Genomic DNA, 11,390 nt, shown 5'->3' with positions numbered 1-11,390 from the left:
CGTAGGAGCGGTGCATCTGGTTCATGCGGCGCAGCGCGTCGCGCCCCCGCCCCGGACCGAACCCGTGTTCCAGGATGTCGTTGAGGATCAGCGCGGTGTCGTCGTACCGGTGCTGGGTGCGGGAGGTGAACTCCTTGGTCCGGGCCAGCAGCTCGCCGATGCTCGGGACGGCGTAGGTGCGGTAGAGGGCCAGTCCCAGGGCTTGTTCGATGTCCCAGGGGAACTCGTGGCCGCCCAGGATGCTGACGATCCGCTCGCAGTCGGCTTCGGCGTCCAGCGCGTGGATTCGGTCGCGCCACTCGAACCGCTTCATGGTGTTCTCCAGTCACCTCGGTGCGGGCCCGACCGCGCCGGGGCAGGGGGGCCGTGGATGTGCCACGCGCGCGCAGGCGCGGTGCCTCACGGCCCGAACTTTACCTGTAGGCACTGGATGTAAACGTGCCCGGGACCAGCCGGTCCGGCGCGGTGGGCGGGGTCGGCGACCGCGCCGGACCGGAGCGGTCAGGCCGCCATGCGCTCGGCGACCCGGTTGACCAGCGTGAGCAGGACGTTCTTCGAGGACTCGCGGTCGCGCGCGTCGCTGAGCACCACGGGGATGGACGGGTCGAGGCTGAGCGCGCTGCGCACCTCGTCCGCCTCGTACAGGTGCGCTCCCTCGAAGCAGTTCACCGCCACCACGAACGGCACGCCGCGCCGCTCGAAGAAGTCCACGGCCGCGAAGCACGTCTCCAGGCGGCGCGTGTCGGCGATGACGATCGCCCCGAGCGCGCCCTCGGACAGCTCCTCCCACATGAACCAGAAGCGCTCCTGGCCCGGGGTGCCGAACAGGTACAGGACGAGGGTGGGGCTGATGGTGATACGGCCGAAGTCCAGCGCCACGGTCGTGGTCGACTTGGCCTCCACCCCGGACAGGTCGTCGACCCCGTAGCTGGCCTCCGTCATCACCTCCTCGGTGCTGAGCGGGGCGATCTCGCTCACCGAGCCGACCAACGTGGTCTTACCGGCCCCGAAGCCGCCCGCCACGAGGATCTTCAGCGCCGACGGGACGGGCGCCTGGTCGTCGTTGTCAGAGTCTTTGGATGCCATCGAGTACCGCCTGGAGTACGTCCCGGCTCACCGGGCTCTTCGCTGTGTAGGGGGCGCGGGCCAGGGCCAGACCGCGGTTGAGGAGGTCGCTGAGCAAAACCTTGACGACGGCGACCGGGATGTCCAGGTGCGCGGACACCTCGGCCACCGACTGGGGGCGACGGCACAGCTCCAGGATGCGGAGCTGCTCCGGTTCGAGCGCCATCTCGTCCACCTCGGCTCGCTTGGCGGCGATCACGACGCTGATCATGTCCAGCTGCACGGTGTCCGCGTGGTCGCGGCCCTGCGCGATCACGTACGGGCGGACGAGGGGGCCGGCCTCCTGCTGAGCGGCCGACTCCGGCTCGTCCGAGCCGAACCCGCCGACCGCGTCGCGGTGCGGGAGGCCGTGCGGTATCTCGCCCGGATCGTGCTCGTTGTGCGCTTGCATAACCGCCCCCTATCGCGTGGCTTCCCCGGTCGCGCCCTCGTTCCTGGGGGCGGCGTCCAGGTATCGGCCCACCTGCTCGACCAGTACGTTCATCTCGTAGGCGATGAGGCCGACGTCGGCGCTCTCCTCCGCCAGGACCGCCAGGCAGGCGCCGCGCCCGGCGCCCGTGACGAACAGGTAGGCGCTCTCCATCTCCACCACGGTCTGGAGGACCTCGCCCCCACCGAAGTGACGGCCGGTGCCCCGGGCCAGGCTCTGGAAGGCGGATGCCACCGCGGACAGGTGTTCGGCGTCCTCCTTGACCAGGTCACGGGAGCGGCCGATGAGCAGTCCGTCGGCCGACAGCACGATCGCGTGCCGCGACCCGACCGCACGGTCGAGCAGCTCGTCCAGGAGCCAGTCGATGTCCTTCTTGCCCGCGCCGTTTCCGAGGTCGGCGCTGTCAGGGGTGCTCGTCACGTTAGGCGTCCTTGTCGGTGTCGTGGGTCTGCTGCTTGCCTTCGCGCCGTCCGCGGTCCGTCCCCTTCTGGAACGCGGACATGTTCCGGCGCAGGCGTGCGAGCCGCTCAGCGCCGTCGGGGGAGCCGCCCTGGACCCTGCCGGTGCCGGCACCGAGTCCCGCCGCGGGGCCGGCCGGGTCCTCCGGGGATTCTGCCGCGAGCTGCGGGGCCAGGTTCTCCTGCGGCCGCCGCTTGGGGAGCGGCGGTCGTCCGCCTCCGGCCTCGACCACGTCCGTGGACCCGGTGCCGAGCACGTCGGCGCCGGAGGAGCGCTCGGCCGTCTTGGTGGCGCCGGGGTCGCGGACGGGCAGGGCGGGGCGTGCGGCCGCGGGGGCGGGGGGCGTGGGCCCGTCGCCGGTCGGACCGGTGTCGCGGGTGCGGGACGGCAGGGGGTCGTCGCCGTTCACGTTCGAGCTCAGGAGGTCCTCGGCCGGTGCGGCGGTGTCCGGTGCGGTGCCGCCGTCCTCGGCGCCGTCCGAGGAGCTGTCCGTGGTCGTTCCGTCCTCGGCGCCCTTCGCGCCCGGGTCGTCCGCGGCCGTCCCCTCCTGCGCGGCGCCGTCGGCCTCACCGTCGGTGGTGACCGGGTCCGGCGCGGCGGCCAGGGTGGGAGCGGGGCGAGCGGCCGTGCCCTCGTCCTCGTTCCCGGTCGTGTCGTCTGACGGGGGCGTCGCCACCGGGGTGAGCACAGGCTTGGCGCCGTTGGAGGACGGGGGCGTCGGACGGTCGGTGATCGCGCGGACCTCCCAGATGTCCTCCTCCTCGGCGGGCGAGGACTGCGGGCGGCCGCCGGCGATGAGCTCGTGCGGCAGGAGGACGATCGCCTGCACGCCGCCGTAGGGCGACGAGCGCAGGTGCACCCGGATACCGTGCCGGTGCGCCAGGTGCGAGACCACGAACAGGCCGAGGCGCATCTTCTCGTTCAGCCGCATGACGTCGAACTCGGGCGGGTTCGACAGCAGCGCGTTGGCCGAGGCGAGTTCGCCGTCGGTCATGCCCAGGCCGCGGTCCTCGATCTCGATCGTCACCCCGTTGGGCACGTCCTCACTGCTCAGCCGCACGTGCGTGTGGGGCGGGGAGAACATCGCGGCGTTGTCGACGAGCTCGGCGACCAGGTGGATGACGTCGGCGACGGCGGGGCCGTTGAGGTGTACGCGGGCGATGCGCTCGCGCTTGACGCGGGTGTAGTCGCCGGACTCGGAGATCGCCCCGCGCAGCACGTCGATCAGCGGCATCGGACGGTGCCAGGTCCGGCCGGGCGCCTCACCGCCGAGGATGAGCAGGTTCTCGGCGTTGCGGCGGGACCGGGTGGCCAGGTGGTCGAGCTTGAACAGCTGTTCCAGCTGCTCGGGGTCCTCCTGCTCGCGCTCCATCTTGTCCCGCAGCCGCAGCTGGCGGTGGACCAGCGTCTGGCTGCGGTGGGCGATGTTGAGGAAGACCCGGTTGACGCCGTGGCGCAGCTCGGTCTGCTGCACGGCCTCGTCGACGGCCGCGCGCTGGGCGGAGTTGAACGCCCGGGCGACGTCACCGATCTCGTCGTCGCTGGTGGACAGACCCGGCATGGCCGCCCCGGTGTCCACGCGCTCTCCCTCGTGCAGACGGCGCATGATGTCGGGCAGCCGGTTCTCGGCCAGGTCGATGGAGTCGTCGCGCAGCCTGAGCAGGCGCCGGGTGAGGTTCTGGGAGGACCTGCGGGCCAGGGTGGAGGCCAGGCCGATCACGGCGGCGGAACCGAGGCTGATGGTCACCGCCCAGAACACCCGCGACCAGGCGTAGTCACCGGTGACGTTGGCGGAGTTCAGGGCCTCGTCGGCACCGAGGTCGGTCAGCTCGGAGAGCGTGTGGTCGTAGGCCGCGCGCCACTCCTCCTCGTCCACCGGCATCGTCAGGTCCTGGACGGTCTCCTGCTGGCCGGTGGTCGGGTCGAAGACCGTCTCCGTGGGGATCTGCCGGTGGATGATCTCCTCCTGCATCTCCAGCAGCGCCGCGTACTCGGGACTGGCCATGAGGGCCTCGTAGCGTTCGAGCTGCCCGGGGCCCTCCAGGTAGTGCGCGTTGGACTCCAGGAGGTTCTGGTAGGTGCCGACGAGCTGTGTGAACTCGTGCTGGTCCTCGTGGCCGAGCTCGCCGGAGGCGAAGGCGCGCTGGAGCTGGGCGTCGGTGCGCGCGAACGCGTCGACGGTGCGGAACATGTAGACGGCGGTGAAGCCGGAGCTGGTCGACTCCCCGGTGTTGCCGTCGCGTCCCTGGGCGTCGAAGACGTCGGCGCCCGCCAGCATCAGGGCGTCGTAGTAGTCGAGGACGGCGGCGCGGGACGCGGACCCGGAGTCGACCGCCGCGCGGATCCGGTTGATCTCGCCGTACTGGCCGTAGAGCTCCTCGATCCGGTCGCCGGTCCGGCCCGGGGCGATGTCGACGAAGCCGATGAGGTCCTCGATCACCACGCCGATGGTGGCGTCGGACTCCTGGCGCGCCTCCATCATCTGCTGCTCGAGCTCGGCGTTGTCGGGGCGCTCGATGTAGGCGACGGTGGCGGACCGTTCCTCCATCACATGCACCAGGCCGACGGCCGCGGGGGTCACCATCTCATGGGTCGCTCTGGCGCGCAGGAGCTGGAAGACAGCGTCGTAGGCCAGGACGAACGTGATGATCAGCCAGAGCGCGACCAGCGCGGCGGTGGGGATCATGACCATGGAGCGGATCCGGGCGGCGATCGTTCGCCCGCGTCGCTTCTGTACTGCTTGCACGGTTCTCCTGTCGATCCGTGTCGACGTCGTCTCGATGCGGTGCCGGGGGTCGGCCCGCCTCCTGGCGCCGTGGGGTCGGCGCCGCGGGGCGTCTCGCGTGGGCCCCACCGCTTCGCTGGTCGCGTCCGGTGGCCGGGGGCGACGCGGGACTTACCGCAGAGTAACGACTTTTGCGCCGTTCTGGCGTTTGGGGATGCTATCTCGGTCCGTTCCGGCCGACGGATCCGGGTGCCCGGGACGGGGTTGGGCTGGGCGGAAGCACACTCGTCAGCTGCTCCCGAGCGCGTTGTCCCTTGTCCGAGAGCGGGGGTGGTTGGGACAAAGGTCACGTAGGGCGCGAGGGGGTGTTTCCCTGCGCCGAGCGATCGTCATCAGCGGTATTGGACCGTACCAGGACAAAGGGGTGTTCGGGTCACACGCCTTGCCGGAGCGTACTAGCGTTGCGCCCCGGAGTGAAGGGCCCAGGTCGTGTTCTTCGGAGCGCACGGCCCGGTCCGGGCGAGCGAGGGAACGAGCATGGTGCAGCCTTTCGGCGGGGGACAGCCCGCGGTCGACGTGGCCGTCGTGGCCGTTCCCCTGCTGGTCACGGTAGGGGTGGCGCTCGCGCTGGGCGGCCAGCACCGCCGCTACGGCACGGTCCACGGATGGAGCGGCCAACTCACCATGGCTGCCGTGCTCACCGGGACCGGGCTGGCGGCGTACGCGGTCTGGCCGCTGCCCGCCTTCGTCGACGGCCTCTGCTCCCCCTTCGCCGAAACCGTCCCGTCGACGACGGCCGAGTCGACCCACCCCGCCCACGCACCGCGATCGCTGCTCCTCGGCTGCGCCGTCCTCGTCCCGGTCGGTTTCCTGGGGCGCTACCGCTTCCGACTGGGGCTCTGGAGCACGCTCGCGCTCGGTGCGGCCCTGTCCGCGGCGGTGTACGCAGTGCGTGCCACCGGGCTGCTCGGCGTCTACCCCTGCGCCTACGCCCCGAGCTCCCCGCTGGTGGCCGGGACCGGCGTGGTCGGGGCCCTCGTCGGCTGGTCGGCCGCGCGGTGGCTCCTGCCGCTGTGGCCCGGCGGCCCGGCCCGGGGATGGCCCTCCGCCGTGGCCGACCGCGCCGCGCCCGCCCCCTCACGGCGGATGCTCGCCGCCCTGCTCGACCTGGGCCTGTGGTGGTACGGGGCGGCCACGCTCACCGCCCTGGCCCGCCTGTTCGGCTTGGTGGACCCCCGGGACGGGGAGGCGGTCGCGACGGCCGTCCCGCTCGGTCTGGCGTTCGTCCTGGGCCTGCTCCTGCCCCTGGCGCGCCGGGACCGCTGCGCACCCGGGTGCGCAGCCCTCCGGCTGGCGCTGGCCGAGCGCGGGCGCCCGAGCCCGGCCGCCCGGTGGCGGGTGGTGGCGCGCACGCTGTTGCTCCAGACGCCGGTCGTCGTGCTGCTCACCCTCGACCACTGGTGGATCGCCCTGATGGTGGTCGCCGTGCACGGCAGCACCGCCCTCGTGCGGCGCGACCGGGTGGGCCTCGTCGACCTGGTGTGCGGGGTCCGCGTGCGCACCCGTTCCACACTCGACGGCGGGCTGCCCGACCGCCTGGTCCGCTACAGCCCGCCCGAGGAGGCGCCTCCGGTCGGGGCGGACGTCATGCCCACGCCAGGTAGCCCAGCAGGAGGCCGCTGAACAGCAGCACCGTCCCCATCGTCCCGAAGAGCCCGCGCACCCAGCGGCTCAGCCACGGCGCGGAGATGATCCGGGCCATCTCCGGGGCGTTCGGGTCGTAGGAGATGGTGACGATCTCCCCGGCGCGCGAGGCCGTCCACCCGGTGTTCTCGTGCTCGGCGTGCACCTCCTCGCCGTCCTCGGTGCGGAACTGCACGATCATCCGGGAGGAGGACGAGGTCTCGTTGTAGCCGATCACCCGCCCCTTGGCCCGGACACCGTGCCGGGCCAGACGCAGGTCGAGGCGGGTGTCCCGGGTCACGATCCACAGTGTGATCAGCCCCGCGGTGAGGGGGAGCAGGGGATACAGGTCGGCCATCGCGGAGCCCTCTCGTGCTTGTGTGGACGTCACCGCACAGGTGGAGGCGACGACGGGCCGACGAGACCCTCCGCCATGTGCGCCAAGGTGGTGTGGATGTCCTCGACCGGGCGGTCCGGTTGGAGCGTCCGCCAGTCGAGGGCCATGGATACCACCATGCCGAACAGCGCCGATCCCGCAAGGGAGGTATCCAGGTCCGGCCGTGCCAGCCCCTCCCGGACGAGGTCGTCGAGGAGGTCGGTGATCACGCCGATCGCCTTGGTGCGGATCTGCCGGACCGTGGTGTACCACGCCCGGTTGGTCCGCCAGGCCTCGGCCATCAGCAGGCGGGCCAGCGCCTCGTGCGTCCCGATGAAGACCACACCGGCGCGCAGCACCGCGGCGAGCGCCTCCCGGGGGCCCACCTCCGGGCCGGGGGCGGGCACGGCCTCCTTCAGTGTGTCGGCCAGCCGGGTCACACCCCATTCCATGAGGGCCGTGTACAGCTCGCTCTTGCCTCCGAAGTTGTAGTAGACGGTGCCCTTGGCGACCCCGGCCCGTTCGGCGATCTCGTCGACCGTCGTCGCCCCGTACCCCTGCTCGGAGATCAGGGCGATCGCCGCGTCGAACAGACGCTGCCGGGTGGCTTCGCGCCGGCCGCTCCGGGGCCGCTCGGCTCGGGGAGTGCTCACGCTCATTCCGTCCATTCTGCCCCGGTCGGGGCCGTGCCCGCCATCAGAGCTTCAGGGCGGGGTAGAGGGAGTTCATGGTCCAGACGCGCTTGCGCTCCACCGCCAGCCACGTCAGCAGCAACGGCACGACCAGCCACAGCGACATCACACCGAAGGCCGACCAGACGATCGACATGTCGCCGCCGCCCAGCAGCTGGCGCATCGCCGTCACCGCCCAGTGCAGGGGGAGGAAGGGAGCGATCGCCTGGAAGAACCCGGGGCTGGTCTCGATCGGGTAGGTGCCGCCCGCCGAGGTCAGCTGGAGCACCAGCAGGACCAGGGCGACGACGCGTCCCGCCGCGTTGAACCTCACGTTCAGGTACTGCACGGTCGCGGTGAACGCCGCCGAGGTCAGGAGCAGGAACGCGACCAGCAGCGGCCAGTTCCGCGCCTCCAGTCCGAGGAGGGCGTGCAGCGCGGCCAGCATGACGGCCACCTGACCGAAGCCGAGCAGGAGCGGGACGATCCGGCCCGCGAAGGCCACCCGCCACGACGCCGCCGACGACGACAGCGCCCGGGAGGACAGCGCGGGCAGCACCATGAACACCACCATGGCGCCCACCCACAGGGACAGGGGCACGAAGAACGGGGCGAAGCCGGTTCCGTAGTTGGGCGCCTCGTTGTCGATGGTGCTGTCGAGCCGGACGGGCTGGCTCATCATGTCGGACGCGGTGCCGCGCCCCTCGTCGGAGTAGGTGGGGATCTCCTCCACACCCTCGGCCAGGCCGTCGGCGAGCTCGCCCGAACCGGAGGCGAGTTCGCCCAGCCCGTCGTGGAGGTCGCCGGCGCCGCCGCTGAGCTCGCCCAGGCCGTCGTCCAGGTCGCTCGCGCCACCCGACGCCACGGCCAGGCCGTCACGGATGTCCTCCGCTCCCTCGGCCAGCGCCTCCAGCCCCTCGGCCAGGTCGTTCACGTCGTCGCGGGCGCTCTCGGCCTTGTCCACCAGCTCGGGGAGGTCCTCCGAGAGTTCGTCGGCCTTCGCGGACAGGGCGGCGGCCTGCTCCGCGATCGCCTCGATGTCCTCGCGGTTGTCGTTGACGAACTGCGCCGTGGACAGGGCGGTGTCCATCGCGCCCTGGACGTCGGTGAGGATGCCGTACAGCTCGGGCATCTCGGTCTCCAGCTCCGGGTTCTCCTCCATCCAGGTGTCCAGGCGCTGGTCGGCCGACTCCATGTGTGTGGTGTCGATCTCCTCGGGCAGCAGCTCCAGCGCGGCGACCATGCCGTCGGCGAGCTCGGCGGCCACCGAGGCGCGCTCCTGGATGGTCGGGATGTCCTCCTCCTCCAGGTCGGGGAGGTACTCGTCGGCGAACTCGTTGAGCGCCTCGACCTTGCCCGAGACCTCCTCGGAGGCGGTGTTGGACTTCGACGCCAGGGTCTGGGAGCCTGCGTACAGCTCGTCCAGCCCGCTGCTCAGGTCCCCGGCGCCGGTGTGCGCGGTGTCGATGCCGTCGGACAGCTCGCCCGACCCCTCCTCGGCGGTGTCGGCGCCGCCCGCGAGGTCGTCCGCGCCCTCGGCGGCCTCCTCCGTCTTGCCGTGGATCTCGTTGAAGCCCAGGAAGATCTCGTCGAGGTAGCCGCTGATCGTGGAGCCGGAGACCGCGTCGCGCACCTCCTTGAACGCGCTGTTGCCGAGCTGGCGGACGATGAAGCTGTTGGAGTCGTTGTAGTCGGCCTCCAGCATCGCCGGGACCGGTTCCTCGCGGTCACGGGACGGGGAGGTGAGGTTCTCGCTGAAGTCCGCGGGGATGGTGAGGGTGACGTAGTAGGTGCCGTCGCCGAGCCCGCGTGCGGCCTCCTCCGCGTCGACCAGCTGCCAGTCCAGGTCACCCCCGTCGATGAGGGTCTCGGTGAGCTCGGTGCCCGCGTCGACCTCCTCGTCCCCGACCCGGACCGGGACGTCCTCGTTGACCAGAGCGACCGGCAGATGGCTCATCCGGCCGAACGGGTCCCAGAAGGACCACAGGTACATGCCGGAGTACAGCAGGGGGATGAGCAGCAGCGCGGCCAGCGCCGCCGTGGGCAGCGGCGACCTGAGGAAGGAGCGCATGGTCAGCAGCCCCAGGCGGGGGACCGCGAAGGGGCGTACGCGCGGAGCGCGCGGGAGTCTACGCCTGGCCACGGTGGTCCTCCTCGTCCTCGCGGTGCTCGCCGCCGAAGAGCTCACCGATGTGCACGGCGCCGCGGGCGTCGTCCTCCTCGGGGGAGCCGGTCCCGGCGGCGGGTTCCCCCTGGCGGATGGGGATCGGTCCCTGAGTGTCGGGACCGGCGACGGAGTCGAATTCCTCGTCGTCGGCGCAGGTGGCGATCACCGTGAGTCCTTCCTTCGCCAGGTCCTTGAGCGTGCGCCACATGTCGGCCTGGTGCTCCGCGCTGAGACCGCCGTCGACGTTGTCGACCGCGAGCAGCCGGGGTTCGGCCAGGAGGGCGAGGGCCACGCCCAGTCGTCGTCGCTCGAGCATGGTCAGTTCCTTGACCAGGGTGGTGCGGTCGAGGTCCGCGAGCCCGACCGCCTCCATGGCCTGGTCGGTGAGCGTGCGCACCCCGGGGCGCAACCGCAGCAGCATCCCCTCGGAGAGGTGCTCCTTGACGCGGAGGCGGTCGTCGAGCGCGTTGACCTCGTCCATCAGGCCGAGCGCGCTGATCCTTCGCACCTTGCGCGCCTGCTTGGGCAGGGAGTACCCGTCCACGTGCAGCCGTCCGGAGGAGGGGCGCATCCGGCCGGTCAGGGTGAGCAGCAGGGAGCTGCGGCCGCCGCCGGAGTCCGCCTGGAAGACGGTGAGGGTTCCGGGGCGTGCGGTGAAGTCGACGCCCGTGTAGACGGGTCCCTCGCGGGTGGTGAGTGTGACGCCCTCAGCGTGGACGCGAGCTCCGGTGGCCCGACGCATCCTTGCGGCCTCCCATTTTTGAACTGACCAGTCAGTGCAAATTCTGTGCTTCCACGGTACTGCCGCTCTCGGCTGGCTTGAGCGTCCGGCACTGTGGAGTGCCGCACAACGCGGCGCACGCGCGCCGCGCGGAATCCACGCGGAGAATTTGACCGGGTCTTGCCCGGCGGTTGCCGGGCCCGGGCACGGTGTTCCAACGCCGCGGAAGGGCGCCCTTCACGGCTTGGGTGACGCTCCCGACTACCGTCCGGCGGCCCGTGAGCGGTTGGATGGTGCCGAACCGGTGGCGGTCCGCACCGGTGGACGAACACGAGGAACGGGGGACGAGGGTGTCGGAGATCGCGAAACGGGTGCGCCGGGTACTGGACGATCCGGAGCTGTGGCCGCGCGAGCCCCGCGAGGCCACCGCCCTGCAGCGGAGCATGGCCGACCGGGTACGCGAGGAACCGCTGGACCCGGACTCGGTGGAACTGGTGGCGGGCCTGGACGTCAGTTACGCCAAGGACGACTCGGCGCTGTCCGCGGCGGCGGTGGTCCTGGACGCGCGCACGTTGGAGGTCGTCGACTCGGCCGTCATCTCCGCGGAACCGACGTTCCCGTACGTCTCGGGGCTGTTCGCCTTCCGGGAGCTGCCCCCGGTCCTGGAGGCGCTGGGCGGGCTCACCGTCACCCCCGACGTGTACCTGTGCGACGGCTTCGGCCTGGCCCACCCCCGGCGGTTCGGCGTCGCCTGCCACCTGGGTGTGCTGCTCGACCTGCCCGTGGTCGGCTCGGCCAAGTCCGTCCTGTACGGCAAGCACAGCGAACCGGGTCGGGAGCGGGGTGCCTGGACGCCGATGGTCGCCGGTCGTTCGGAGCTGGTCGAGGACTCGGCGGCGCTCGCCGCGGAGGGGGCGGAGGTGATCGGGCGCGTGCTGCGCACCCGCGACGGCGTCAAACCCGTCTACGTCTCCGCGGGCCACCGCGTGGACCTGGAGGGAGCGGCCGACCTGGTGCTGCGCCTGTCACCGAG

At 71.7% G+C, this 11,390-nt stretch carries 10 protein-coding genes and 1 pseudogene; 2 read left to right on the top strand and 9 right to left on the bottom strand.

The window, feature by feature from the left end:
- The 5 genes and pseudogenes from D471_RS0120805 to D471_RS0120785 form a co-directional block, all read right to left on the bottom strand.
- Positions 1-313: pseudogene (locus D471_RS0120805) on the bottom strand (oxygenase MpaB family protein); the annotation flags it as partial.
- Positions 314-501: 188 nt separating this feature from the next.
- Positions 502-1,086, bottom strand: a complete 585-nt coding sequence (locus D471_RS0120800; RefSeq protein ID WP_017600409.1) for a GTP-binding protein — start codon at positions 1,084-1,086, stop codon at positions 502-504.
- On the bottom strand, positions 1,067-1,516 hold the full coding sequence (locus D471_RS0120795) for a DUF742 domain-containing protein (protein ID WP_017600408.1): 450 nt from the start codon (positions 1,514-1,516) through the stop codon (positions 1,067-1,069). Before D471_RS0120795 ends, D471_RS0120800 begins: the two co-directional genes overlap by 20 nt.
- Positions 1,517-1,525: 9 nt before the next feature.
- Positions 1,526-1,975 carry a roadblock/LC7 domain-containing protein gene (locus tag D471_RS0120790; protein ID WP_017600407.1) on the bottom strand — a complete coding sequence of 150 codons (450 nt, stop codon included), beginning with the start codon at positions 1,973-1,975 and terminating at the stop codon, positions 1,526-1,528.
- Position 1,976: 1 nt separating this feature from the next.
- Positions 1,977-4,760, bottom strand: a complete 2,784-nt coding sequence (locus D471_RS0120785; protein WP_026127920.1) for a nitrate- and nitrite sensing domain-containing protein — start codon at positions 4,758-4,760, stop codon at positions 1,977-1,979.
- A 516-nt stretch (positions 4,761-5,276) separates the two neighbouring features.
- Between D471_RS0120785 and D471_RS0120780 the strand changes: the two genes are divergently transcribed.
- Positions 5,277-6,422, top strand: coding sequence for a hypothetical protein (locus D471_RS0120780; RefSeq protein ID WP_017600405.1), 1,146 nt, complete (start codon positions 5,277-5,279; stop codon positions 6,420-6,422).
- Here the strand turns inward: D471_RS0120780 and D471_RS0120775 are convergent.
- Genes D471_RS0120775 through D471_RS0120760 form a run of 4 tightly spaced genes read right to left on the bottom strand, consistent with a single transcriptional unit; the run spans position 6,385 to position 10,378 of the window.
- Entirely contained in the window at positions 6,385-6,780 is a 396-nt protein-coding gene (locus tag D471_RS0120775; RefSeq protein WP_017600404.1) for a DUF3592 domain-containing protein, read from the bottom strand. The genes D471_RS0120780 and D471_RS0120775 overlap by 38 nt on opposite strands.
- Positions 6,781-6,809: 29 nt before the next feature.
- On the bottom strand, positions 6,810-7,457 hold the full coding sequence (locus tag D471_RS0120770; protein ID WP_017600403.1) for a TetR/AcrR family transcriptional regulator: 648 nt from the start codon (positions 7,455-7,457) through the stop codon (positions 6,810-6,812).
- 37 nt (positions 7,458-7,494) lie between these two features.
- Positions 7,495-9,540, bottom strand: coding sequence for a YhgE/Pip domain-containing protein (locus D471_RS0120765; RefSeq protein ID WP_083924272.1), 2,046 nt, complete (start codon positions 9,538-9,540; stop codon positions 7,495-7,497).
- Between the two features lie 58 nt (positions 9,541-9,598).
- Positions 9,599-10,378 carry an ATP-binding cassette domain-containing protein gene (locus tag D471_RS0120760; RefSeq protein WP_017600401.1) on the bottom strand — a complete coding sequence of 260 codons (780 nt, stop codon included), beginning with the start codon at positions 10,376-10,378 and terminating at the stop codon, positions 9,599-9,601.
- Positions 10,379-10,707: 329 nt separating this feature from the next.
- Between D471_RS0120760 and D471_RS0120755 the strand changes: the two genes are divergently transcribed.
- A partial coding sequence (locus tag D471_RS0120755) for an endonuclease V (protein WP_026127918.1) occupies positions 10,708-11,390 on the top strand: 683 nt, incomplete at its 3' end.

Origin of the sequence: Nocardiopsis lucentensis DSM 44048 (assembly GCF_000341125.1) — a bacterium.
Classification (GTDB): Bacteria; Actinomycetota; Actinomycetes; order Streptosporangiales; family Streptosporangiaceae; genus Nocardiopsis; species Nocardiopsis lucentensis.
The sequence above is the reverse complement of the archived record's forward strand: the minus strand, read 5'-3'. Positions and strand labels throughout refer to the sequence as shown.

What these genes read in the sequence shown, in the direction of transcription:
- D471_RS0120800 (WP_017600409.1), bottom strand. Translation starts at nt 1,086, where the DNA reads ATGGCATCCAAAGACTCTGACAACGACGACCAGGCGCCCGTCCCGTCG.
- D471_RS0120795 (WP_017600408.1), bottom strand. Translation starts at nt 1,516, where the DNA reads ATGCAAGCGCACAACGAGCACGATCCGGGCGAGATACCGCACGGCCTC.
- D471_RS0120780 (WP_017600405.1), top strand. Translation starts at nt 5,277, where the DNA reads ATGGTGCAGCCTTTCGGCGGGGGACAGCCCGCGGTCGACGTGGCCGTC.
- D471_RS0120775 (WP_017600404.1), bottom strand. Translation starts at nt 6,780, where the DNA reads ATGGCCGACCTGTATCCCCTGCTCCCCCTCACCGCGGGGCTGATCACA.
- D471_RS0120770 (WP_017600403.1), bottom strand. Translation starts at nt 7,457, where the DNA reads ATGAGCGTGAGCACTCCCCGAGCCGAGCGGCCCCGGAGCGGCCGGCGC.
- D471_RS0120765 (WP_083924272.1), bottom strand. Translation starts at nt 9,540, where the DNA reads ATGCGCTCCTTCCTCAGGTCGCCGCTGCCCACGGCGGCGCTGGCCGCG.
- D471_RS0120760 (WP_017600401.1), bottom strand. Translation starts at nt 10,378, where the DNA reads ATGCGTCGGGCCACCGGAGCTCGCGTCCACGCTGAGGGCGTCACACTC.